The organism is Roseivirga sp. E12, assembly GCF_017592825.1.
Classification (GTDB): domain Bacteria; phylum Bacteroidota; class Bacteroidia; order Cytophagales; family Cyclobacteriaceae; genus Roseivirga.
Genome location: NZ_JAGFMD010000015.1, coordinates 1 through 26321 on the forward strand (window position 1 = coordinate 1; position 26321 = coordinate 26321).

The window sequence follows — 26321 nt, forward strand, 5'->3', positions numbered from 1 at the left end:
CTTAAGGTTACCGTGAAGATGACATCATCACCAGGAATAGGGTTAGCATTGTCAACCACCTTGCTCATGTTCAGGTCAGCAAACTGCGTATCTACCGTTACAGTAGATGTATTATTAGCAGTCACCGGATCACCCTGATCGGCAGTAGTTACACTAGCCGTATTGTTATAGCTACCTGTTGCTAATACAGTCGCTACAATCTCTAATGTCGCGGTTTGGTTGGCTGCAATTGATCCAATATTCCAGATGCCCGTGCCATTGGCATAGCTTCCAAATACTGTGTTATCGGAAACGTAGGTATATCCGTCAGGCAGTTGGTCAGTGACGGTAACACCTGTTGCAGGATCGGTGCCCTTATTAGTTAATCTTATCGTGAATGTAACATTATCACCAACGTTAGGTGTATCATCAGAGATTGACTTGGTGATTTCCAAATCGGCCGATTGAGCCACAATACTCACACTTGCCGTATTATCTCCTGTGTTAGGATCAAATACATCTGATGCCGTCACTTGAGCAATATTGTTGAAATCGCCAGCTGCTAACACCGTTGCCGACATTGTCAATGTTGCTGACGCGCCATTGGCAAGACTTCCGACAGACCAAATGCCTGTGGTATTGCTATAAGTACCGACACTAGGAGTGATGGTGCCCACAGCATATCCTGAAGGTAATTTATCCGTTACTTCAACACCTGTTGCTGCGGCAGCACTCGGTCCATTGTTAGTCAATGTCACAGTGAAGTTCACTACGTCACCTACATTAGGATTGGAGGCATCGACAGTTTTTGTCAATGCTAAATCAGCCTGAGGTGGTGCTACCGAAGAAGTAGATTGATCATCTATATTGTCCGGATCTTGCTGATCGACAGTGTTTACAGAAGCAGTATTATCATAGTCACCAGTAGAAAGTACAGTGGCGATGATATTTAAAGTCGTTGTGCCTGCATTAGCCAGCGTTCCTATAGTCCAAATGCCAGTCTGCGATACGTAAGTACCTTGTGCCGGACTGGCAGAAATGAAGCTATAACCAGAAGGCAATTGATCTAAAATCGAAAGCCCTGTCGCTTGATCTGTTCCGCTGTTGGTTACAGTCACTGTGAAAGTCACATTTTCACCCACATTAGCAGAAGGGTTATCAACCGTTTTCACAATGTTGATGTCTGAACTCTGAAGGGTTGGAGTATTGCTTGCCGAATTATTCGCTGTATTAATATCAAATTGATCCGAAGCAGTCACCGTGGCCGTATTGGTATAATCTCCACTAGCCAAGACCGTTGCTCTGATAGTAAGAGTAGCCGTTGCACTATTCGCTAGACTACTAATGGCCCAAACTCCTGTGCCTGCGGTGTAAGTTCCTTGTGAAGCAACCGTGCTTACAATAGTATAGCCGCTCGGTAATTGATCAGTGATTTCAACTCCAGTGGCATTGTTAGGGCCATTGTTCGTTGCGTTCACTGTGAAAATCACATCGTTACCAGCATTTGGTGTAGCGTTGTCCACAGTCTTAGTGATAGCAAGATCAGCACCTTGAGGTGCTATAGTGGCCGTGCTAGAATCGTTAGTGTTATCAGGATCTGCTTGATCAACAGCACTCACAGAGGCTGTGTTGGCATAGGTTCCAGTGGATAATACAGTGGCTACAACTTCTAATGCGGCAGTACCTGCATTGTTCAAGTCGCCAATTGTCCAGATACCAGTTCCAGGAAGGTAAGAACCTCTTGAAGCAGTATGACTTACATAGGTAAACCCACTAGGAAGGGCATCAGCTACGGATAAGTTATTAGCGCCATCAGGACCAGCATTGCTCACCAAAACAGTGAAAGTTACTTGTTCACCGATATTAGGCGATAGGTTATTGGCCGATTTCGCAATGGAAACATCCGCACTTTGAATACTAGAGGCAGCAGTAGCGGTGTTGTTTCCAGTGTCCGTATCAAATTCATTGGCGGCCGAGATAGTTGCTGAATTAGTCAATGAACCACTTGATTTAAGTGTTCCGACTATCTCGATAGAAGTAGATGCGCCATTGGCCAGGCTTCCCACAACCCAAACCCCTGTTCCAGAGGTATAAGTACCCTGAACTGGTGTTGCGCTTACAAAAGTATAGCCGCTAGGCAGTTGATCAGTCACCTGAATACCTGAAGCACCATCAGGTCCATTGTTGGTTACTGTGATGGTGAAAGTTACGTTGTCACCCACATTAGCACCAGGAAGATCTACCGTTTTGGCCAGTTCTAGATCTGCGTTAGCTGGTGTCACAGTTGAAGATGATGAGTCATTAGAGTCGTCCGGATCTAACTGGTCTACCGATTGGATGCTTGCTGTATTCTCATAGGTACCTGTGGATAGGACAGTAGCGACAATCGTTAATGTTGCGTTTGCGCTGTTGTTGATCGTTCCAGCTGCCCAAACACCAGTACCGGAAGTATAGGTACCCTGACTTGGTGTACTACTTACAAGTGTATAACCTGATGGCAGTTGATCAAGAATGTTCACATTAGTTGCAGCATCAGGACCAGCGTTACTAGCCGTAATCGTAAACGTTACGTTTTCACCAACATTAGCTGTAGTATTATCAGCGACTTTGGTAATGCTCAAGTCAGACGTTTGAACAGTAACCGCGGCCGATGCAGTATCGTTTGAATTGTCAGTATCAAAGGTATCGTTACCCGTTACCGTTGCTGTGTTGGTATAAACTCCAGTTGCGTTGACAGTTGCTCTTACTATCAGCGTCTGAGTACCTCCAGCAGTCACAGTACCCACTGCCCAGACTCCAGTTGTTGTATTGTAAGTTCCAGAAGTTCGGGTATCACTCACGAACGTGTAGCCAGTAGGAAGGAGGTCAGTTACCTCAACATTGAGTGCTGAGCTAGCTCCATTGTTCGTAGCCGAAATTGTAAATTCTACTGTGGCGCCAGGCGTTGGAGTACTATTGTCCACCACCTTGGTAATGGCAATATCAGATAGCAATGGCGATACAGATGCACTTGCCTGGTCGTTGGTGTTGTCAGAGTCTTGTTGATCTAGTGCAATGACACTGGCCGTATTATTATAGCTTCCTGTAGCATTAACAGTGGCGCGGATCATCAAGGTAGCCGTTTGTCCACTCGATAGTGTTCCAATATCCCATAATCCAGTACCGGAAGTATACTCTCCAAAGTCTTTTGTACGGCTTACGAAAGTGTAACCCGATGGAAGTTGATCTTCTACAACAACTCCAGTCGCAACACCAGGGCCATTATTGGTCGCTGTTACCGTAAACTCGACTGTACCACCTACATTTTGAGAAGTGACATCAACTGTCTTCGCAATTTCAATGTCAGTCGACTGCGTTGTAATGTTTACGATGGCCGTATTGTTTCCAAGATCCGGATCGAAGTTAGCCGAAGCCGAAATGGTCGCCACATTTGTGAACCCACCAGCAGCGTTCGCTGTAGCTGTAATTTTTAGCTCAACAGAAGTGCCATTGGCGATATTACCAATACTCCATTCCCCAGAATTAACATCATAAGTACCCTGATCTGGTGCCGCACTTACAAAGGTGAAACCTGAAGGTATTTGATCGGTAGCCGCAACACCGGTTGCCAAGTCTGGTCCGTTGTTAGTCACTATAATAGAGAACTCGACAGTAGCTCCAGTGGCTGCATTTGGTGGTGTTATGGTCTTGGTTACCGCAAGATCAGAGGTAAGAGGAGACAAATTAATATTGATTGTATCATCTTCAATTGAGAACAGTGCTCCGTCAGAAATTCTAAAATTGAAATTCGAGAAATTATTTCCCGAGTTCCCCGAAGGAGGTACATAGGTTAGGTTACCAGATGCAATGTCAGTGAAGCTGATTACATCTTCATCCGCTACTGGATTTCCATTCAATAGAATTTGTCCTTGAGCAGGAAGCGAGGTAATTCGGATGTCAGTTGCTGCTGCAGACTCAGGGTCGCTGTAATTAGTCTGGAAGTCGGCCGTTGTGAAAGTATACGGATTGTCTTGTTTGGCTTCAACTGTTGCACCATCGACAATTGGAGGTTCATTAACATTAGTCACCTCAACAGTGATCGCTGCAGTATCCACTAGATTACCTTCATCTGTTACAGTAACTACTAGGTCATACTGATCAATATTCTCAAAATCAAGAAGGGAAGCATTGGCAACTGTAATTTCACCTGTGTCTTCATCGATAGCGAAAATTCCGGCATCGTTACCGCCTGTGATAGTATATTTTAATGCATCTCCAGCATCAGGATCGCTTGCTACTACGTTATGAACAGTAGTGTTATTTGTGGCGTCCTCGGCCAAGCTTACTGTGGCATCATTTGCCACAGGAGGATCATTCACAGGAAGAATTTGAATATCAACATCTCCAGTTTCGGTGAACTCACCATCATTGACGGCATAGCCGAAGTCTCCTGGATCACTCACACCATCATACTGCTCTGGTGCATCATACAATAGCGTAGTTAACTGCAAGGTGGTTAGTGTACTACCAATAGTCACAGGTGTTCCGTCAGCTAGGGTTACCTCTCCTAAAGAAGGAAGTGACGTAACGGTAATGGTGAAACTGTTCCCAGAATCGCTATCTGTAGGAGCAGCTAATCCAAGAGGAGTGTCTTGAATATTCTCGTTCATGCTAATGGTATTGCTATCCACCACAGGAGGAACATTTCCAATGTTGAAGATAAATGTACCTGGTGTTAGATCTTCTGCGCCATCATCGTCAACGGCTGCATAGGTAAATGTCGAAGGGCCATTGTAATTACCACTTGGATCGAATCGGATACCCAATGCTTGTGTCGGAGTAATCGAAAGCCCTTGCGTAATGACAGTGCCATCTGCCAGTGTAAGTACACCATGGCTGGCTGCCGGAATGGTCTTGATAATAATCGCAGTTACTGTTCCATCACTGTCTTCCGTACTCAGGTTGTCAAGGTCGGTAGGTCCAGCTGAACTAAGAATAGTATTGGCATTTGTAATGTCATTTGACTCTGGTGGAGAGTTTAATGTATTGATAGTAAAGGTTGCCGGTGTAGCATCCTCATCTCCATCATTATCCTTGGCAGCATAGGTAAATGAAGTCGTTCCCACAAAGCCAGTAGTTGGATCGAAAGTAAGGCCGGCAGCTTCTGTTGGAGTAAGCTCCTGATTTGGTGCTACCGTTGAGCCGTTAGCCAATTTTAATACACCTTCGCTTACCGGAGGGACAGTTTTAATAATAAATGCATCTACAGTTCCATCTACATCTGCACCCGTCAAATCATCCAGAGCGGTAGGACCAGCATTACTCTGAATGCCAGCAGCATTGGTTACATCGTTTGTAGTAGGAGGCGTGTTGCTGACCGGTATTGTAAAGGTTGCTGGAGTTGCATCTTCCACTCCTTGATCGTCTTGAGCTGCATAGGTAAAGCTAGCATCACCTTCAAACGTAAGTGCTGGATCAAACTTGAGTCCTGCGGCTTGAGCAGTTGTCAATACTTGTCCAACAGTCACTGGTGTGCCATCAGAAAGTGTCAACACTCCTGAAGCAGCAGTAGGCAATGTCTTAATTACAAAGGCATCTACTGTTCCTTCAGCATCAGCTCCTGTTAAGTCATCAATATCCACACCAGCATCACTGCTCAATATGGTGCCTGAATTAGTAATGTCATCCGTAGTAGGAGGGGTATTACATGCTGAGAATTCGGAAGCGTTTTGGAAGTCAAAAGTACCTCCAGTGCTTGTTGGGGTGGTATAACCCGCTGTGCTTGTAACTACACCAGTAGTGGCATTTACCGTTGCGGCACCTGTTCCAAGGATGCCGTCTTTATCCGTATCCGAAAGGCCTGCCTCAAGGCTGTCGAAACATCCATCATTGTCTGCATCCAGTTCTGAAGCATCCACAATTCCATCTCCGTCAGTGTCGGCTGTAGGTGTGGTAAGTATGCCATTATCGGCCACTGTTTCCAAAGCATCAAATAGTCCATTGGTACCTGATAGCGTGTTGGCATTGTCAATGATCCCGTTGTTATCTGCATCGGTTTGTCCATGACCAGCTTCGACTAAATCATAAATTCCATCATTGTCACTGTCAAGGTCCAGACTGTTTGGAATTCCATCCATATCAGTATCCAAGTTGCAACCTGGTCCTCCTGTAACAGTAATCACAAGGTTGTCTATGAGGTTGCCGGTAGCCAATGAGCTACTTGCTGAGCTTGTAGCCTCAAACACTATAAATGTCTCTGTTTGACCATCGGGTACAGTATAAGAACCTGTATATGTTCCCCAAGAAGTGTTTCCATCAGTCATTGTGGCTTGTGATACGGCACCAGCGACTGTTCCTCCAATTTTGATCAGTGCGGCATCTGTGCCTTCAAGGCCTCTGTGTTGAACCGACCAGGTGATGGTAGTTCCAGGAGCAATAAAAACTTGCTGGAAAAGGAATGCATTTTGGGTGGCATTGATCTCAACAAACTGAGAGCCAACGGCAGCGTTGATACCACCATAGCCATTGCGGGCTACTTCTATAAGGTTGTCGGAAGCAGTAGTCTGCCATCCGTCAATTGTCGTTTCATTGATTTGGCTATTGGTGCCTGTGATTACTGGAAACTCGAAGCCTGTGTTGACAACAGTAAGGCATTCATCTGCATCTGGAATACCGTCATTATCATCATCCAAATCAACGCTATCGGCAACGCCATCTAAATCTGTGTCCAGTGCAACGTTGACTATATAGGTAGCTGGAGTACTGTCCGTTGCGCCATTATTGTCTTTACTTGAGAAAGTGAAAGATGCAGGTCCTTGGAAACCATCCACTGGATCGAACCTCAATCCATTGGCCTGAGCCACTGTAAGTTCTTGTCCTGCCGTTACAGGCGTGCCATCTGATAGGGTCAATACGCCTTGAGTAGCAGTTGGCAATGTGTTGATGATGAAGTTTGTAATTGTCCCATCCGCATCAGCTCCGGTAAGGTTATCAATATCTGTACCTCCTGCTCCAGAAGCAATTGCTGTGGCACTTGTAATGTCGTCAGTAGTTGGAGGGGTGTTGGAAATGTTGATGGTATAAGTTGCAGGTGAGGCATCCTCACCTCCGTCATCGTCCTTCGCTGCATAAGTGAAAGTAGTTGGACCATTGTATGTGCCCGTTGGATCGAAGAGTAGACCTGCAGCTTGTGCTGGAGTTAACTCCTGACCAGCTGTCACTGGAGTGCCATCTGCTAAAGTCAGTATTCCATGTGCTGCATCTGGCAACGTTTTGATTACAAATGATGCAATTGTACCATCACTGTCTGCACCAGTTAAATCATCAATTGCGGTACCTCCAGCATCACTTTGAATAGCGGTAGCTGAAGTCACATCGTCAGTTGTCGGCAGGTCATTGATGTCATTGACATTAATTGTTATGGTGTGGTTTGTTCCGATTTGTGTGGCAGCATCACCTGAATCGTCTTTTACTTTAAAATCGAAAGTTGCATAGCTTAAACCATTTTCATCAGCAACCGGCTGATAAGTAAAAAGCGTTCTGTCTGTGAATTCAGTTTCGTTTGTGATATCAGCAGCTGTAACAGCTACACCATTATAGAATAATGTTCCTTTTGCAGGAAGACTTGCAATAATTACTGCGGCAAAACTATCGCCATCCTCATCCGCAAAAAAGAAGTCGGTGTTGGCAAATGTCAATGTGCCATCTTCGTCCACACTTACCGTTTTATCTTGACTAGTAGGAGAGGTGACGACATTATCGAAATTGAGGATCAAACAGGCATTAAAGTCTGCTGAGAAAAGTCTTTCTGGTGGAGAAGTACTTGTTTCACCTGATACACCAAGGCGGAATTCAACCACCGCTACATCTTCGAACTTAAGGTGAAGCATGTTTCTTGCCTCAGTATTATTAATCCCGCCTAGACCTGTATTATCGCTAGGTCTAAACACGATAAAAGGCTCTTCGAATGTCCTTGTTAAACGAGTGTTAGACTCTTGGAAGATTTGACCAGACTTGATTCCGACAAACTCCCTTCGGCCGCTACTGGATGCATCAATATCAGCAAAAGTCGCTCTAAATTCTGTTTGATCAACTTCGGTGGTAGTTCCAGAGGCCACAAAGGTGAATTTGAAGTCGACATAACCCGTGCCATTATTCACGTTCCTGTTAACCACTCTAATACTTGGTTGGAATGCATTCGGCTCACCAAAATCCGATCGGTCAATTTGAGATAGTGTAGCATTTTCTACATCTACAATTTCAATCAAGGCATCAACCCCAGTAGTTGTGGTCGTGAACCTATAAATAGCTCCTTCTTGAAGGTCTGTACCCGAAAGGAGGGTCGATGAGGTAAAGAATTGCGTTGGTATTGTAGAACAAGCAGGTACATTATCAATACCGATGGTGGTAGTGGTGGTATTACTTGTTCCAGTTCCGTCAGTCACAGTGGTAGTGACAATTCTGTCCGTTGTCGTTAACGAACTTGCTTCGTTTTTATAAACGATTTGACTAAGCGCCAAAGCGTAGTCGGCTTTGGATGCCGTTCCACTTAAGGTAGTTACTCCAGTACTTGAATTGTAACTACTGGCTGTGATGCCCGTTGGCAGTGTTCCGAAAGCACTAAGTGTTTCTGATGTACCATTTGGTCTGTTAGTCAAAGTGATGGTAGCACCCGTTATTTCTACATCATCCAAATCATTTACTGTTGCATCAGTATCTGCAATTGGAATAGCACTTCCTCCTAGAGAGAAAGTTGTAATATAACCACCAGCTATTGCTGTGGAGTTATTATCAGCATCCAAATCTAGAATAGGAGGGTTACAAACCGCGCTTGCGAATGATAAGTCACCATCAGCATCAAAAGCAAAGCTTCTTGTACCGCTGGTAAATACACCGCCACTATATGTGATACTGAATGAGGTTTTGCTTACAATATTAACTTGTACCGCTCCTTCGAGATCGGTAGCTCCTTGGTTTTGGGTACCAGAAAAGCTTAGGTTGGTACCGTTTAGTTGAGCCAAAACATTCGTGCTAGATTCTAATGAGAACCCAGCGATTTCGCTTGTGTTGACGGTAATAGTTTCGCCTGGAGTTCCTGAACTTCCATCTAAATCACCTATCAAAAAGGCAAAACTAACGGCTATAGGAGTAGAGGTTCCTGTTTCAAAGAACTCATAAAGTAGCGTTACATTGGATTCGGCATTCAGGTTTAGATTGGCATTGTCACCTGAAACATTTAAACCATGATTGGTGCTTGCATTGCTTTGCGCGGTCGAAGTCACCTTCATGTCTACTGTGGTAACACCTTGTGTTCCTATTGAAGTGTAGGTTACTGTTTCGTTTAATCCCGATCCACTAGCACCTGTGGTGGCTGCATAAGTAAAGCTACTATTACCACCAGTACCTACGGCTTCACAACCCGTAAGGCTTGCTGCTGAGAAAAGGCTAATGGTGGTGGTAGCAGTATTACTATTGTCAGTGCCATCATTCACAAGAACTGAGATGGACCTAGCTGTTAGGTCTGGCGTTCCATCTGTGTTTTCATAAACTATTTGAGCCAGAGCAGCTTGATAGCTTGCCAGTGTACCTGAACCGGAAAGGGTGATGACGCCTGTGCCACTATCGTAACTAGTTGCCGTAATGCCATTAGGTAGAGCACCAAGAACTCTCAGACTCTCATTTACACCATCAGGTCGGTTGGTTAAGGTAATGGTCGCACCTTCGATATTAGTGTCATCCCCATCGGTTATGGCTGCATCTGTATCAGCAATCGGAGATGGGAGAGTGCTAATAGTGAAGCTAGTAGCAAAGTCATTGCCTCCTGCACTACCATCTAAATCTAAAACTGGAGCAGTGTTTACCTTTGCAACAGATACTATTGAAGTGGCGGATGTACTGTTATCATCACCATCATTCACTACAACTGTGATCAGTCTTGCATCGTCTTTCGGATCTGAACTTGCATTATTGTATTCTATCTGTTGTATAGCGGTCTGGAAGTCAGCCAAAGTACCAGGTCCTGTAAGCGTGATGATACCAGTATTTGGATCATAAGCACTTGCTGTTATACCACCTGGAAGTGCTCCATTAACGGCTAGGCTCTCATCGGCACCATCAAGAATATTGGTCAGCGTAATCGTAACGGTTTCGATGTTGGTATCGTCAGGGTCATTAATGGCAATGTCGGTGTCAGCAATGGATACCGCACCTCCACCTTCGGTAAAAGCTGTTGAAAACCCAGTGCCTCCGGCACTGCCGTCTAAGTCAAGTGTTGGTACTGAATTGACTTTTGTAACAGATATAAGGGAAGTAGCCGTGTTGCCATCTTCAGTACCGTCATTTAAAACGACAGTAATCGATCGGTCTGTTTCATTAGGGTCTACATCGGTATTGTTGTATTGAATTTGTTCTAGCGCTGTGACGTAATCAGCCTTGGAAGCAGAGCCAGACAGAGTTAAAACACCTGTAGTGCTATTGTAACTGCTTGCTGTGATACCGCCAGGAAGAGCCCCATTAACGATCAGGCTTTCCAGTGCACCATCAGGGCGATTGGTTAGCGTAATAGTCGCACTTGCAATGTTCGCATCCTCAACGTCAATGATTGACACATCGGTGTCGGTAATATTAATAGCACCACCGTTTTCAGTAAAGCTGTTCGCGAAACCTGTACCAGTTCCGCTAGCATCAAGGTCCAACTCAGGTGGTGTATTACATGCCAAAACTGAGGCATCAGTGTTTTTAACGATTAAGGTTTGTTCGTATTCTAGGTTCGAAGAACCAACGTTCAATGCAGCCATGGCAGACGGAGTAACAGAAATATCAACCGTTGTTCTGGATCCGCCACTTGAGAGAAAAGACACACTAACTATGTAAGATGCACTCGGTCCGTTTTTTAAACCAAAGTGAAGAATAGGTGACTCTTGACTTCCGTGTCCAGATCCACCATTTACTTCTTGAATAGGCGATAATATGTTGCCATCACAATCTTTAAGGACCACCGTAGCACCAAGAGCGCTGCGTGTTAGTCCGCCACCTAGATCCAGCTGGGGTATTACATTGAGGTAGTTATTCGCAAAACCACTTGTCGCTACTTCACCAGAACTGCCAATCAGGTCATTTCTCCAGAGCTGGTTGTTGCTACCGTTGACGTTTACATAAACATCTAAATCGCCATCATTGTCAAAGTCAACCATGCCAACAGCTTCAACATTATTGCCAACTCTAAGGCCGTTATTGTTGCTTGGCTGATTGAATAAAAAAGTTCCTCCGGTGGTGTTGTTCAGCATTAGGTAGCTATCACCACTACCGTCTCCGAAGAAGACATCAATATCACCATCATTGTCAATGTCTCCTGTAGCCATCCCGTCAATTCCAGAGTCGCTCAGGAGGTTGTTATTCGACCTTCTAAATGGGTTAGAAACAACAGCAAAGACTCCAGGCGAGGTTTGTTGATATAGCGTTGGAGTCCCACTATTAGCATCTGAACCCCAGATAAAGTCAAAGTCTCCGTCACCGTCAAAGTCAGCGGTAACTACGGCTCCTTTGTTTCCATTACTGGCATCTTCATTGAAGGACGTGTTAACGGTGAATGTACCATCTCCATCATTGATAAACATGTCGTAATTGTTGCTATCTATGCTGGTAGTATTTGAGTTTCCTTCCTTTCTCGCGATGATATCCATAAAACCATCGTTGTTGATATCAACTACAGCAAGGTAATCGCCAGTATTTGAGCCGTTTTGAGGTAGGCCTAAGCCACCAGCTCCAGTGCCTGATGCACCAACGCTATTCTGGGTCACCTGATCGAATCGATTGCCAGAGACAGAGGCACCATCATTTTTGAAAATGTCTATTCCGAAATTGTGACTTTCAATAATCAGGTCTAGGAATCCGTCATTATTGTAATCCATGAAACCCAAACCTTCGGTATTGATGCCGTCAGTAATACTGGTGATGATTTGAATTCGTGAAAAGGAGCTACCACCATTATTCTGAAAAATGGCAATGTGTCCTGTGGTATTAACAATGAAGTCTGGGTACCCATCATTGTTGAAGTCGCCCCAGATAGCCGAACGCTCAGTTTTGGTGCTTTTAAGATTTGGTGCTACGCTGCTAGTAACATCAATAAATACACCATTGTCATTTCTTAGTAAATATGATCTTCTTGAAGAGTTGTTATCATTGGTGTTTACGAGTAAATCCAAGTCACCATCAAGGTCGTAATCAGCAAATGCAAAACCACCGTCTTTGTTACGATTGTTGACATTGGAATCATCAGATCCATTACCAGCAATATCCGTGAAATTCTGTCCAAAAGAAGAAAAGCTCAAAGACAAAAAACCGACTAGAGTCAATAACCCCAGTCGGACGTTAAAACATCCGAAGATATTAGCAGCAGCCATGCGTTGTTTAGTTAGTTTCTTTCTCAAGGTCAAACCCTGAGCCAAGTGTTTAAAAAACCCGTGCAGTGCATTAATATGATGTAATTGTTCCCTTAGAAAGAAAGGGATTCCCGAAATGGGAAATTGATAAGGTGAATCAGAAAAAGTGCGCGACTAACTTTATCTCTCAATTGCCAACCATAGCAGAACTGCCGGATTACTAGAGCGTTAGCCGATTTATGATGTTTAGGTCAATCAAATAAAATGAATAACGTTGTTTAATCCAATCTTTTCTTAACTAAAAACCGTTTATGTAAATTATTTAAAAAACCTTTTTTTATATCTGAACGACATGATTGTGTATGCGTGACGTTTTGTTGACACTTTGAATCCTTCTATGCTCACACTTCTAGGAGGACCGAGATGATCAAACGTTTGCATCAATCTTTTTGGGACTCCCCCTGAGGCCCTCGAGTGATTCGTTTACTTTTGAATCTCTTAAATAGGAAAAATGAAATTCAAACACCCTTATAAATTTGGCAAAGGCTATGAGAAATCAGTGGCTTACTTTTCAATGGAGTTTGCCATTGACCAACCCTTAAAGATTTATTCCGGAGGGCTAGGTTTCTTGGCCGGTTCGCACATGCGAAGTGTCTATGATCTTAAGCAGAATATGGTAGGTATAGGTATTCTCTGGAAATACGGATACTATGATCAAGTGCGAAAGCATAACAATGAGTTAGATGCACTCTGGCAAGAACGTCACTATAACTTTTTAGAAGATACAGGTCTCGACTTAGAGGTGAGTGTCAATAATCACCCTGTCAAAGTGAAGGTGTTCTATTTAGCACCTGAAGTATTTGGAACAGCACCAATATTCTTACTTTCTACGGATCACCCAGAGAACGATCACTTGGCGCAAACGATCACTCATAAACTGTATGATAATAACATCTCTACACGGATAGCCCAATACATTCTACTAGGTATAGGTGGTGCGAAATTGCTCGAAGCAATTAATCACAATGTTGAACAGTATCACTTTAATGAAGCGCATGCTTTGCCGGCAGCTTTCCGGTTGATGGAAAAACTTGGTGATATAGAGAAAGTGAAGGATCAATTGGTATTCACTACTCATACGCCTGTAAAGGCTGGTAATGAGGTTAATGATCCTAATATGCTGCATAAGATGGGATTCTTTAATGGTTTCTCAATTCGCGAAGTCGAAGAGATGGTGGGTTTTGAAAATGGTATGTTCAACCATACACTAGCCGCCTTACGAATGTCAAAAATCTCTAATGCGGTTTCTAAAAAGCATTGTGAGGTTTCCAAAGATATGTGGGGAGCGTTTGATGGTATCTGCGATATCATTCCTATTACTAATGCACAAAACAAAGCCTATTGGACTGATGTAGAACTTGAAAAAGCGCATCTTAAGAAGGATGATAAGAAGTTCTTGAAACGCAAGATTGCTTTGAAAGAAGAGCTATTCGATTTGGTGGCTGATCAGACGGGAAAAATCCTTGATCCTAATGTGCTTACTATTGTTTGGGCTAGGAGGTTCGCTGGATACAAACGAGCTGACCTTATCGCAAGAGATGTAGAAAGGTTCGAAAGGCTTTTGAATAATAAGGATTATCCAGTACAGATTATTTGGGCTGGTAAGCCATATCCGCTTGATCATGGTGCAGTGAGTACCTTCAACTGGCTTGTACATTTTACCAGAAAGTATCACAATGCTACTATTCTTACAGGCTATGAGTTAGGCCTGTCTGCATTAATGAAGAAGGGTTCTGACGTTTGGTTGAACAACCCAAGAATTCCGTTGGAAGCTTCTGGGACTTCAGGCATGACAGCCGCAATGAACGGTTCTCTTAACTTTTCTACAAATGATGGCTGGATTCTGGAGTTCGGTGAGCATGGGAAGAATGGTTTCGTAATTCCTGAAGTAGATACTACTTTGCCAGAAGGAGAGCAGGACCAGTGGGACGCGGATCATATGATGAGAATCCTTGAGGATGAGGTAGTTCCAATGTACTATAAGGATCAAAAATCTTGGGTGGCCATGAACTACCAGAGTATGGATGATGTGGAGGAGTATTTTAGAGCTTCACGTATGGCAGATGAGTATTATAAAAAGCTATATAATCATTAATCAGGATTAAAATTTTTCCTAATATTGTATCGGCAGGCCTAGGTCTGCCGATTTTTTGGGGTATTAGCTCAGTTGGTTTAGAGCGCCCCGACTTGTCGGGGAGGTCAATCCGGATGATCTTTTAGATTAGAGTAAAGGAGTGTTAGCTCAGTTGGTTTAGAGCACCGCCTTGACAGGGCGGGGGTCGTTGGTTCGAATCCAATACACTCCACTTTTTAATTCCTTGTTTTAAGGTACTTGGTGATTTAACAGGCTTAACTTTTCAAAGTCATTCCATGTTCTTACATAGTCAATTGGCACTAGCATCATTGACAGACTATACTCATTTTAACATTTATAATAAGGTTGGCGGAATTCGTATCATAGCTAATCAAATGTCTATTAACTATACCTATATATTAGAATCTTCTACCAGTGGTCGTTGGTACTATGGCCACAGTGCTAATGTTGAAGAGAGATTGCTACAACATAATGCAGGTCAGAATAAGTCCACTAGAAATAAAGGCCCATGGACGTTGATTTTTATTCGTGGGTTTGGAAATAAGCTGGAAGCGAATAGATTTGAACTCTACCTAAAAAAGCTGAAGAACAAGAGCTATATAAAAAGAGAATATGCACAGTATTTTCTATGATTCGGGATGTGGCGCAGTCCGGTAGCGCACCCCGACAGGTCGGGGTGGTCGCCTATGGTTAAAAACTACACTTACATATTAGAGTCTTCAACAAATGGTAGTTGGTACTATGGTCATAGTATCAATGTTGAAGAGAGATTGCTACAACATAATGCGGGTCAGAATAAGTCCACTAGAAATAAAGGTCCGTGGTCGTTGATTTTTATTCGCGAGTTTGAAAATAAGCTGGAAGCGAATAGATTTGAGCTCTATCTAAAAAAGCTCAAGAACAAGAGTTATATAAAAAGAGAATACACAAGGTACTTTCTATAATTCGGGATGTGGCGCAGTCCGGTAGCGTACTCGTCTGGGGGGCGAGTGGTCGCAGGTTCAAATCCTGTCATCCCGACAAAATAAAGGGAGTCATTAATGACTCCCTTTATTTTTGGTAATCAGAATCAGTCGTTTCTCAGAGAATGAGCGGGGTTAGTTCTTGCGGTTTTTACAGTTTGAAACCCAATGGTAATGGCTGTGATCAAGAAACAAAGTCCTGTAATCGATAGGAAGGTCAGTATTGAAATATCAACGCTATAGGCAAAATTTTGGAGCCATTGATCGACAAAATAATAGGCTATAGGAGCGGCAATGATTGCCGCAATCGTGATGAGCAGATAAATCTGTTTTGCCAATAGTTGTATGATTTGACCTACAGATGCCCCCAACACTTTCCTGACGCTGATTTCTTTAGTTTTGACCTGTGCCGTATGAGTAGAAAGTCCTAAAAGCCCGAGGCATGAGATGACAATTGCCAGGATTGTGAAAATTTTGAAGACCTCGGCCATTCTAAATTCTGCCTGATATTGCCGATCTAATCTGTCATCCAAGAATTGATAATTAAGTGTTTGTTCAGGGTATATCTCTTCCCACATTTTCTCCAACCCAGAAATAACTTGTGCAACTTGAGAAGTCTCAAGTTTGATAATCGCTTTAGAAACCCAAGGGAAACTTTCCACGGGGGTTAAAACAACAGGTGCCACTTGACTGTGTAAAGACTCGAAATGAAAGTCTTCGGCAATTCCGATTATTTTGCTTTTGTTCCTTCCCTGAAACTTGTAGTCAGATGAGTTGAGTAGGTCAACTTCCATTGCCTTAGCAAAAGTCTCGTTAATGATAACATGCGATGCCGCACTGTCTAACAGGGGATTGAACGTCACGCCTGACTTTATGTCTATGTCGAAAATATCTAAATAGTCATGGTCAACGATGAACCTCTTAAAGCGAAAAGGAAATTGGGGACTTCCACTATCACCAAAGAATTCATCACCAGGGGCTTGACCGGCAATTGAAACCTGAAGGACCCCTGGAATTTGCTGAATTTGATTTTTTATCGTTTGGTAGTTCTTTCGGAACTGCGCGGAGGTACCATTCAATACGAGTACTCGGTCGGGATTGTACTTGAGGGTTGTGTCTTTGACAAAATTCAGTTGGCTTTGGATCAATGCAATACCAGCCAAGAGTGCAATTGAGAAAACAAATTGAAATACTACCAGGGTCTTTCTAAGTAGTACACCATTTCTAGAGTGTTCCACTCGACCTCTTAGGACTCCGGCAAACTTGTGCTTTGAAAGTAATATGGCCGGGTAAAGTCCTGAAATCAAACCTAGTGAAACTACGAATATTAGGATTTTCGCAAGGAATGGAAGGTTCGAAGAATAATCAAAGAACAATTTATCTCCCAAGATTTCTTCAAAACCGGGAATGGCTAACTGAACAATTAGGATTGCGAATGGAAGAGCGATCAGGCAGATGAGGAGAGATTCTAGTAAAAACTGATTGAGCAAACTTCTCTGAGTTGCCCCAGAGACTTTTCTGACTCCGACTTCGAGTCCTCTTAATGTAGCCCTCGCACTTGTTAGGTTAATGTAGTTGATTACCGCCAGAGAGATGATCAATATGGCCACAATAGCAAACATATTTATAACACGTTTGTCTGTAGGAGCGATAATTGAATCAGTTACTTCTGTATCGTACTTGAGCGCTTGAATACTATTCAGAGAATATTCAGCCGCTAAATGTTGGTCGCTTTCCGTATGCTTTTTCAGTTCTGGAAGTATCTTTTTTGTGACTAATTCAGGTTGGCTCTCGTTTGATAATAGGATATAGATGGGGAGCGATATATAAAAATTGCGCCCAAATGATATCTTTTCGTTTTGTCCGGTTACGGTAGACATGGATTTGATAAAGTCAAACTGAATACTGGAGTTGCCAGGTGGGTCTTTCATTAAGCCCACAACTTCCAAGTCAGTATCCTTCGAGAACTGATCTGCCTTGGCGAGTTTTATTTGTTGGCCTATTGGGTCAGCATCGCCAAAGATGCGTTTAGCTGCTGATTCTGTAATGACGGCTGCATTGTGCATTGATAGGATGTCTTGCGTATTTCCATCAATTATCTCAAAAGAGAAGACCTTGAAGAAACCTGGGTCAGCAGACAAGAAAGTCTGATTCAGAACTTCTTTATTCCCCCTTTTTTCAAAGACAACTGCCTCAGAACCCAATGACATTCGCGTGTATGCTTCAATCTCAGGTATGTTGGGCGAAATGGCGGGCATCAAACTAGAATGAAGTTTCACACTTCTATTAATCAATCCGTTCCTTTCGGAGCTGGACTCCACTCGGTATATACGATCACTGTTTTCTAAAAAATCATCCTTGATTTGATCATCAATCAAGAAAAGTAGAATGACGAGGCTTCCGGCTAGCCCTAATGCAAGTCCGAATATGTTAATGAACGTGTGAGAAGGACTTTTCCTAAATGCCCTGAATGCCATTTTGATTTGATAGTAGAACATGTCAATGAATTTTGGTTTTCGATTCTCTTTGTTGTGTAATAGGATATATGGTCGCACGGATCTTAATGCTGTCCAGATATAGATAGCTTTAGCACGTCTTGGCCCCTCTGATTCAAGGTTGTCAAGAAAGTCTTCATAGAGATCGCCCTCTATTTCTTCTAGTATTTGTTTTCCAGCGAGAAGTCTGAGCAGGAGTAAGGGGAGTTTGGGTGGCCTACTCAAAGGGTGCCTCCTTTCAATTCGCTGACCGGAACCAGTTTCCAGAAAGACTCTCTGATTCGTTTGACCTCACAGAGGGCGTCAAAACCTTTTTTCGAAACATCGAAATACCGTTTCCTTTTGCCACCTCGTCTGGGTGAGGCTTCCGCCAGTTGTGAATCGAGAAACCCCTTGCGTTCCATTCGATACAAGGCCGAGTGTATAGCGCTGAGATTAATTGTTCTGGCCGTATGTTTTTCTACTTCCTTTCGAATTTCGTTAGCGTATGCCAACTCTCCCTTTAGTACACAGACTGCTAATAACACGACCTCTTCAAATTCACCTAAAAAACTTCCTTTCATAGCTTAAACATCAATCATATAAATGTAAATAAAATTAGTAATCAATTTTTACCAATCATATAAATGTAAATAATATAGCTTCTAACTATTGATGTATCATAGATTCAAAAAGTTCTACAAGCCTGTCTTTTCGGCTCTCTTGAATGATTCCGGATATTATTTGCTGCACTGAAGATCAAAAAAACTGCACTTAGGCCTTGTGCATTGTAAAGGGGCAATTGAAACGCTTTATTGACGGTTTGACAAAGACAACGATGAAAAAACAAATCCTATTTCTACTCATTATAGCTTTGAACTCTTCAGCTTTTTGCCAATCCGATAGCCTTTTGGTGGCAAAGTTAAATCAAGTCAAGATGAGTATCGACTTTTCCCAGGGCAAACTCTCAGGCAGTGGAGCTGATTTTCTAATCAAAGAGGCCACTGACTCGCACTTTTTACTTTTAGGAGAAAACCATGGTATAGCGGAAGTCCCTGTTTTTACGATTGCACTGATGAGGGCTATGGCTCCCAAGGGTTATAAATATTATGCAACTGAAATCGGCCCAGAGACTGCACAGATACTTACAGAAAGACTTAAAACGACAGATGTAGATCAAGTTTTCAGTGAATCCTTCAAAAAACACCCTTGGAGTATACCTTTCTTGGCTTGGCAAGATGAGACCGCTATTGTTGCAGAACTCAAAAGACAAACTGGTTTGTCTCATAACAATTTATGGGGGCTCGATCAGGAGTTCATTATCTCTGCACGAATGCTGCTTAATAAGTTGATTAAAATAGCTCCTAATAATGAGGCCAAAACAGTCGCTGAGTCCTACTACGAAAAAGCCTTGTCAGGATTTGATAAGGCAGTTGAAACCAAAGTGCCATTGGTCTTTATGTCTTCAGCCACAGCTGATGACTATAACAAATTGAGAACAGCCTTTAAGGGTTCAGAAGAGGCTCTCAAAATCATTAACGAAATGCAGGAATCTCAGGAGGTTTATGATAAGCTGATGGTCAAGAGAGTTGGCTTCGAGTCTAATCAGCAGAGAGCAAATATGATGAAGAGAAATTTCATGCATTATTATGATCAAGCGGAAAAACAAGAGCCTTCACCCAGAGTGATTGTAAAACTGGGGGCTAACCATACTTATAAAGGTTACAACTCTTTGGGCGCTATGGATATTGGGAATTTTGTGCATGAGTTTGCTGCCTCTAAAAGGCAGAACTCCTTTCATGTATACATCGGGGCTCACAAGGGGCACCTTAATTCTTATAATCTTTTAAGTAAGAGTACTGATGACAAGAATAAGGCATTTGACGAATCGGGTGATGATAGATCTGGTGCTTTTTACGAGGCAGCTAATGGAGAAGCTACCCTTTTTGATTTACGACCATTGCGTGAAATGATTTTCTATAAACAGGTTAAGAATCTACATCCGAATTTTGTAAAGCTGGTATTTAGCTATGATGCATTTCTGGTGATTCCAGAAGCCACGCCTTCCAAACTCTATGATTAGTTAGAAGCACTTTGTTACTGATGGTCACCGTTATTCTTCACTCCAATATCATTCTTAATTGTGTAGATTAAAGGCATGAAGCTTCAATTTTTGAGTAAAGGGCATGTGCCTATTTGGGTGAAGTTTGTTTTGCCTTTGACGCTCATGTTTTTGCTTTGGTTATCAGCCAATATGGCCAGTTTATATCGTGAGCCTCCAGGGTTTTCTGGTTATGTATTTTTCTGGTTCTTGACAGTATTAAGCCTCCTTTGGTCGATTGTGGCTCTCATTAGTCGTCAATTAGATATCAATGTACCATGGCATGAGAATGTTAGAAAACGGGTAATTACCCAAGTCATCCTTGTGACCATTATAGGAGTTGTCTTATTCGATCTGGCTTTTATAGTATTGAATTGGATGGAAAACCAATGGTTCAATAAAAACAATCCTTTGGCTTACGTACACCTAGTTTCATCGACACTTATGGGATTGATATTGATTTCGCTAATCAATTCACTTCAGGTGGCTTTCGAGCTTAATCATTACAGGCAATCTGCCCAAATTCAATCGGAGAGATTGCAAGTAGAGAACGTCCAATCGCAACTCGAAAACCTGAAGCAACAAATTGACCCTCACTTTCTTTTTAACAATTTTAGCACGCTTTATAGCCTTATTCATGAAGACCAAGCCAAGGCAGGACAATATCTTCTAAGACTCTCTGAGGTATATAGAGGAGTCTTGAGTACTACTCAAAAAGAGATGATATCCTTGGCAGACGAACTAAACTTGCTCGATCCTTACATAGACCTGTTGATAATGCGGTATGGTGCATCTTTGAAAATCGAGAAGAAAATCGAGGAAGTGGAGTTGAATAATTTCATACCTACAATGGCCCTCCAAATGCTAGTAGAGAATGCCATTAAGCATAACGTCATCGATCATAATTCACCACTAGAATTGGAGGTGACTGTTTCCCAAGGGGTGGCAACTGTGAGTAACAGAATTAGGCGAAAGAATATCCGGCCAGATGGTGAGAATATTGGCCTTAGCAACCTGTCTAGACGCTCCGTTTTACTGACTGGTAAGGATATCAACATTTCTCAGAACCATGGTACCTTCTCCGTTAGTATACCATTGAAGGCCAACAATAACAATTGAAACTTATGGAAGTTCTTATCATTGAGGATGAACAGGCTACAAGTCGTCAGATTGTGAGACATCTGGAATCTTATGGTAGTAAGCTTCAGATATTACAGCCATTGACAAGTGTTAGTGAAACAATCGCCTGGCTTAGCAATAACCCTGAACCGGACTTGATTTTCAGCGATGTTGAATTAGGGGATGGGTTATGTTTTGAAATTTTCAGTGAGTTGCCATTAAATGTTCCCATAGTCTTTCTAACCGCCTATGACAGGTACATGCTGAAAGCCTTTGAAGTAAACAGCATTGACTACATATTGAAACCTGCAAGTGAAGAGCGGATGCATCAGGCAGTGGATAAGTACTTTAAAAGACACGTTTCATCGAATTACGAATTCGAGTTACATCAATTACTTAAAGAACTGAAGCTCAAAGAACTGAATTATAAGCAGCGGTTTCTGGTCAAGAAAGGAGCTAAAACGGTTGTGATCAGAATATTTGAAATTGCCTACTTTGAGAAAGATGAGGTGGTTTTTTTGGTAACCAGAAACTCTGGGAAATTTGTCGTGAATCATTCATTGGAAGAATTGATTTCCATTTTAGACCCTAAGCTGTTCTTCAGAGTTAACCGTCAATGCATAGTGCATGTGGACTGTATCAAAGAAATGAAACCAGCTATCAATAATCTAAAAATTGCCCTCGAAGGATTCCTCAATTTGGAAATTATTGTAAGTCAAAGAAATGTACCTGCATTTAGAAAATGGCTGGAACTCTAAAGGTATTTTGAGTGCAAACTCGATAAGTGCCTGTACCCAATGTGTTGGTCATTCATTATCAAAATGATGGAGTCGTTGAACTCATAATGTCCTGAATACAAGCCAACAAACCGAGCCGAGATACTTTCTCGCTTATGTCTAAATACAGTGTTTTGTCTACATCTTGTCTATGTAGGCCTCCGGTTTTAGTCATTGTAAATCAGTAGTTTAGCGTAAACACACACTTTAACTTTTGAAGCATGAGGAACATTATCTTCACTATTGCTACTTCAGCAAGTCTGCTTGTTTTGGTTAATCAGCCTATGCAAGCTCAGATTGAACAAGATCAATGGATGATTGGAGCGGTCAGCAACATTTCAGTTCGCTCCACGAGTCGAGATAATTCTAGTGATCAGAAGAGTCTAAATTTGACTATCAAATTTGGGTACTTCTTCCAGAAGAATTTGGCTGCGGGTCTTGACATTGGCGTGACTCATCTGGAGGTAGGTGGCAGTTCTTCTACAGATTTCAATATCGGTCCCTTTGCTAGGTATTATTTTAAAGATCGATTCTTTGCCGGAATGGGCTATTCCTTAGTCTTTTTCAATCAAGAAGCAGATGCTACCAGTCTCACTGACACTGGTGGCTCATTTTCGATGGAAATAGGTTCTCCTATATGGGTGTTGATAGAGAGTCTTTCCATTGAACCAACGCTGCGTTACAATATTGGAGCTGGCGACTTATTGAAAGGCACAAATAGTCTTTCTCTAAATATTGGTTTTGTGCTTTATTTCTAATGATTGATATAGGAGTAAATCCTGAAAACGTGGAGTTACTTTCTTTTAAGGTAGCGCAGTCCCAGGTATAGCCCGCCTAGTGCTAAATAAAAAGCTCCAAACCATGCGAAAGTAGAATCGGGCTTTTCACTGACTAGGAAGTCATATGCTAATGTGATGAAGTAAGGAATACTTGTAAGGATGAAAAGTGGAACTGCCAGTTTGTGTGCTGGCTGTGCTTCTACATTTTGAAATTTTTCTTCCACAGTGTTTAATTGAACTCGCTTGATGAACGCTTAGAGTTCCCATTAGGTTGATTCATTTTTATGAACGGTAATAAAAAAGCCCTAACCATTTCTGATTAGGGCTTTCAAAATCATTACTAGTGGATTAGTTCCCGTCTTTTTTGAACTTGTCGAAACGTGAATCTCGCTTATTCTTAGGAGGGAAAACATTATTTTCCATATCTACATCGGCTAGCTGTTTGAATGGGTCAAATACTACGCTGTCTACTTCCTTGTCTTTGACAAACAGTTTTGTAACCTGCTTTTCATTCCTTCTCCAGATTTCAGCAGGTATTCTTTCAATCTCTTTGCTACCATCTTTATAGGTCCATTCAATCACCAGTGGCGTAATAAGGCCTCCATTGTTTTTAAAGGTCATCTGGTAAACGTTCTTACCGGCAAAGCGCTCTCTGATTCCATCGTTATCTACTTCACTGCGGTATTCACTTCCAACGTTGCTATCCGTAAGTTTGAATTCTTGCGGCTGTCCGTAGAAAGGATTTCCATCATTCTCGCCAGCATTTGCACCAAGATTACCACTTTGAGCATTCACGGTTCCTTCAATGCTTTTCTGTTCTCCGGCAACCTTGAACCATTTTACATCTGCAACTTCTACGTCAACATTGTCAGTAGTGTAGAACCATCCTTTCCAGAACCAGTCTAAATCAACAGCTGACGCATCTTCCATTGTACGGAAGAAGTCGGCAGGTTTAGGGTGCTTGAATGCCCATCTACGTGCATATTCTTTAAAGGCCTGATCAAATAATTCTGGACCCATTACTTGCTCTCTTAAAACAACCAATGCCGCTGATGGCTTGGAATATGCCTCAGGTCCAAGTTGCAAAGACTGTTCAGGGTTTGTCATAATCGGTCTCATAAAATCCTTACTGCCTTTCATGTAAGGAACAATCGCCTCAGGCGAGTTCGAATTGTAAGGCAAGTCAGGATAGTATTTTTTCATGGTCAAATACTCAAGGAATGAATCGAGTCCTTCATCCATCCAAGCCCACTGACGCTCATCAGAGTTGATAATCATTGGGAAGAAGTTGTGTCCAACCTCATGTACAATCACATAAACCATTCTGGTTTTAATAAAGTCGTCATAAGTACCGTCAGGTCTAGGTCTTCCAAAATTGAAACAGATCATAGGGTACTCCATGCCGATACTTGCTGCATGAACTGAAATGGCTACTGGGTATGGATAGTCGATGGTCATTTCGGAGTAGTTGACCAATGTGTTTACCACAGCCTTAGTTGACTCTCTTTCCCAAAGTGGATTACCTTCTTTAGGATAGTAAGACATGGCTAATGGCGTGTTGTCACCTACTTTGACGGCTTGAGCATCCCAGATGAATTTTCTGGAAGATGCAAAAGCAAAGTCTCTAACATTCTCGGCATGATAAACCCATGTAGATTTTCCGCTGGCTTTTTTCTTTTCCTTAGCCTCGGCTTCTTTCTGGGTAACTATTATGACAGGCTTGTCGAATGATTTCTTGGCTTGTTCGAAGCGTCTTGCTTCTTGCCTTGTTAAAACATCGCTAGGGTTTTGTAGCATTCCTGTTGAGCCAACAATATGGTCCTTTGGGACAGTGATTTCTACCTCGTAATCTCCAAAAGTAAGTGCGAACTCACCTGAACCCATGAATTGCTTATTCTGCCATCCGTTGAAGTCATCGTAGACAGCCATTCTTGGGTAGAACTGAGCAATGGTATATAAGTAGTTACCATCCTCTTTGAAGTATTCGTATCCTGATCGTCCACCAATGACTGCACGATCATTTACATTGTACCACCAGTCAATATTGAAACTAAAACTACTACCACTTGCCAATGGCTCCGGAAGTGTAATTTTCATCATAGTTCGGTTAACCAGGTATTGAAGGTCATTGCCATTAGCGTCTTTAACAGCCATTAATTTGAAACCGCCATCAAAGCCAGTATCACCCAAGGCACGCTGTGCTTGAACAGTTCCTACTTGACTTACTGTTGCTGGCAGACGGGAGGTTCCGGCTTGGCTTCCAAAGCTGTTTTGTTCTCTAACGTTTTGGTCGAGCTGAATCCAAAGATATCGCAGCTCCGAAGGAGAATTATTGTGGTACGTAACCACTTCAGATCCCGTAATTCTCTGATTTTCATCATCAAGCTCTACTTTGATTTTGTAATCAGCTTTTTGCTGCCAATAGGCTGGGCCAGGCTCTCCCGCACCCGTACGATATTGGTTCGGAGTCGGAAGCATGTTATCCATTTGCTCAAACTTTCCATTCCAGTTATTCTGACCAAAGGCCACGAAAGAAGAGAAGATGAGTACAAGGCTTAGTATCTTTTTCATGAGTATGTTAATTCAAATAGGTTTCCTAAATCTTTGAGGAGGACAATAATACTCATTTACATCGAAAAGAGTAAGCAGATATTGCCTTCAAAGAATATCAATTTGGTAACATGCTTGCCATAGAGATTCTTTAATTTGCAGTAAACCCAAAAGACATGAGATTCTCGCTATCACTTCTTTTCCTTTCCTTTTTCCTATGTGTTGAAGGTCAAGAGTTGGATATTCAAGGGCATAGAGGTTCACGAGGCCTGATGCCAGAGAATACTATTCCAGCTTTTATAAGGGCCATTGACGAAGGAGTAACCACGCTTGAATTGGACGTGGTTATTACCAAGGACAAAAAGGTGGTGGTATCTCATGAAGCATATATGTCCTCATCTATATGCTCAAAGCCGGATGGAACAGCTGTCACTGACAATGAGTCGAAGGAATTGAATATTTATCAAATGACTTATGAAAAAGTCAAGGCCTTTGATTGTGGTTCTCGAGGCAATCCACGTTTTTCTAAGCAACAAAAGATGGCAGTCGCAAAGCCCCTTTTATCGACACTGATCACTGAAGTAGAGGCCTATTTGGAAGAGAAAAACCTTCCCAAGGTGGTTTTTAATATTGAGATCAAGAGCTCTCCAAAAGGTGACGACCTCTACCATCCAAGTGTTGAAGAGTTTTCTCAACTGGTCTTTGACTTGTTGAACAATCGCTTGTCTAAGGATCGGTTCACCATACAGAGTTTTGATTTTCGGGTTTTGAAGTATTGGAATAAGGCATATCCGAATGTCAGGCTCGTGGCTTTAATCGAAAATAGGAGAGGTGTTGAGTCAAACCTGAAGGATCTAGGCTTTATTCCTGATGTCTATAGTCCGTATCACATTCTGTTGAACAAGGAGATGGTGGAGCTTTGTCATTCAAAAAATATGAAAGTCATTCCCTGGACCGTAAATGAACTCAGCGCGATGAAGAGACTTGCTCAGATGGGAGTGGATGGAATTATCACAGACTACCCTGATAGAGCTAAGGGTTTAGGGCATTAGAGGGGCGATCGATCA

The 26321-nt window shown here is 42.4% G+C and carries 13 protein-coding genes and 2 tRNA genes; 10 read left to right on the top strand and 5 right to left on the bottom strand.

The features are described 5' to 3' along the window. The coding region (locus J4E76_RS20460) for an FG-GAP-like repeat-containing protein (RefSeq protein ID WP_208506669.1) at positions 1 to 12386 on the bottom strand (12386 nt) is incomplete at its 3' end. Positions 12387 to 12849: 463 nt separating this feature from the next. On the opposite strand from J4E76_RS20460, the gene glgP reads away from it, so the two are divergent. The 5 genes from glgP (at position 12850) to J4E76_RS20485 (ending at position 15513) form a co-directional block, all read left to right on the top strand. Further along, positions 12850 to 14493, top strand: coding sequence for an alpha-glucan family phosphorylase (gene glgP / locus J4E76_RS20465; protein WP_208506670.1), 1644 nt, complete (start codon positions 12850 to 12852; stop codon positions 14491 to 14493). A gap of 136 nt (positions 14494 to 14629) precedes the next feature. After that, positions 14630 to 14704, top strand: a tRNA-Val gene (locus J4E76_RS20470). 64 nt (positions 14705 to 14768) lie between these two features. Beyond that, a complete protein-coding gene (locus J4E76_RS20475) occupies positions 14769 to 15125 on the top strand; it encodes a GIY-YIG nuclease family protein (RefSeq protein WP_208506671.1) in 357 nt (118 codons plus the stop codon). Positions 15126 to 15131: 6 nt separating this feature from the next. Then, complete coding sequence (locus tag J4E76_RS20480; protein ID WP_208506672.1) at positions 15132 to 15437, top strand: GIY-YIG nuclease family protein; 306 nt, start codon at positions 15132 to 15134, stop codon at positions 15435 to 15437. 2 nt (positions 15438 to 15439) lie between these two features. Next, a tRNA-Pro gene (locus J4E76_RS20485) sits at positions 15440 to 15513 on the top strand. 49 nt (positions 15514 to 15562) lie between these two features. Here the strand turns inward: J4E76_RS20485 and J4E76_RS20490 are convergent. Next, entirely contained in the window at positions 15563 to 18175 is a 2613-nt protein-coding gene (locus J4E76_RS20490; RefSeq protein WP_208506673.1) for an ABC transporter permease, read from the bottom strand. Continuing rightward, positions 18172 to 18513 (bottom strand): PadR family transcriptional regulator, encoded by a 342-nt coding sequence (locus J4E76_RS20495; RefSeq protein ID WP_208506674.1) that lies wholly within the window; start codon positions 18511 to 18513, stop codon positions 18172 to 18174. The genes J4E76_RS20490 and J4E76_RS20495 overlap by 4 nt, the downstream gene beginning before the upstream one ends. A gap of 254 nt (positions 18514 to 18767) precedes the next feature. Here J4E76_RS20495 and J4E76_RS20500 point away from each other — a divergent pair, with 254 nt between their 5' ends. The 4 genes from J4E76_RS20500 to J4E76_RS20515 all read left to right on the top strand — a co-directional run bounded on the left by J4E76_RS20500 (position 18768) and on the right by J4E76_RS20515 (position 22683). Continuing rightward, on the top strand, positions 18768 to 20012 hold the full coding sequence (locus J4E76_RS20500; RefSeq protein ID WP_208506675.1) for a hypothetical protein: 1245 nt from the start codon (positions 18768 to 18770) through the stop codon (positions 20010 to 20012). Between the two features lie 75 nt (positions 20013 to 20087). Continuing rightward, on the top strand, positions 20088 to 21149 hold the full coding sequence (locus tag J4E76_RS20505) for a sensor histidine kinase (RefSeq protein ID WP_208506676.1): 1062 nt from the start codon (positions 20088 to 20090) through the stop codon (positions 21147 to 21149). 5 nt (positions 21150 to 21154) lie between these two features. Then, entirely contained in the window at positions 21155 to 21907 is a 753-nt protein-coding gene (locus tag J4E76_RS20510) for a LytTR family DNA-binding domain-containing protein (protein ID WP_208506677.1), read from the top strand. Positions 21908 to 22146: 239 nt separating this feature from the next. Next, the gene (locus J4E76_RS20515) at positions 22147 to 22683 is read left to right on the top strand and encodes a hypothetical protein (protein ID WP_208506678.1); all 537 of its coding nucleotides are present in this window, start codon (positions 22147 to 22149) and stop codon (positions 22681 to 22683) included. Positions 22684 to 22718: 35 nt separating this feature from the next. On the opposite strand, the gene J4E76_RS20520 is transcribed toward J4E76_RS20515, so the two are convergent. Then, on the bottom strand, positions 22719 to 22928 hold the full coding sequence (locus J4E76_RS20520) for a hypothetical protein (RefSeq protein WP_208506679.1): 210 nt from the start codon (positions 22926 to 22928) through the stop codon (positions 22719 to 22721). Between the two features lie 124 nt (positions 22929 to 23052). Further along, complete coding sequence (locus J4E76_RS20525; RefSeq protein WP_208506680.1) at positions 23053 to 25275, bottom strand: M1 family metallopeptidase; 2223 nt, start codon at positions 25273 to 25275, stop codon at positions 23053 to 23055. A 155-nt stretch (positions 25276 to 25430) separates the two neighbouring features. Between J4E76_RS20525 and J4E76_RS20530 the strand changes: the two genes are divergently transcribed. Beyond that, positions 25431 to 26306 (top strand): glycerophosphodiester phosphodiesterase family protein, encoded by an 876-nt coding sequence (locus tag J4E76_RS20530; protein ID WP_208506681.1) that lies wholly within the window; start codon positions 25431 to 25433, stop codon positions 26304 to 26306. Positions 26307 to 26321: the final 15 nt, after the last annotated feature.

Excerpts from the sequence above, each read along its gene's own strand:
- glgP (WP_208506670.1), top strand. The coding sequence starts at position 12,850 with ATGAAATTCAAACACCCTTATAAATTTGGCAAAGGCTATGAGAAATCA.
- J4E76_RS20475 (WP_208506671.1), top strand. The coding sequence starts at position 14,769 with ATGTTCTTACATAGTCAATTGGCACTAGCATCATTGACAGACTATACT.
- J4E76_RS20480 (WP_208506672.1), top strand. The coding sequence starts at position 15,132 with ATGTGGCGCAGTCCGGTAGCGCACCCCGACAGGTCGGGGTGGTCGCCT.
- J4E76_RS20495 (WP_208506674.1), bottom strand. The coding sequence starts at position 18,513 with ATGAAAGGAAGTTTTTTAGGTGAATTTGAAGAGGTCGTGTTATTAGCA.
- J4E76_RS20500 (WP_208506675.1), top strand. The coding sequence starts at position 18,768 with ATGAAAAAACAAATCCTATTTCTACTCATTATAGCTTTGAACTCTTCA.
- J4E76_RS20505 (WP_208506676.1), top strand. The coding sequence starts at position 20,088 with ATGAAGCTTCAATTTTTGAGTAAAGGGCATGTGCCTATTTGGGTGAAG.
- J4E76_RS20510 (WP_208506677.1), top strand. The coding sequence starts at position 21,155 with ATGGAAGTTCTTATCATTGAGGATGAACAGGCTACAAGTCGTCAGATT.
- J4E76_RS20515 (WP_208506678.1), top strand. The coding sequence starts at position 22,147 with ATGAGGAACATTATCTTCACTATTGCTACTTCAGCAAGTCTGCTTGTT.
- J4E76_RS20525 (WP_208506680.1), bottom strand. The coding sequence starts at position 25,275 with ATGAAAAAGATACTAAGCCTTGTACTCATCTTCTCTTCTTTCGTGGCC.
- J4E76_RS20530 (WP_208506681.1), top strand. The coding sequence starts at position 25,431 with ATGAGATTCTCGCTATCACTTCTTTTCCTTTCCTTTTTCCTATGTGTT.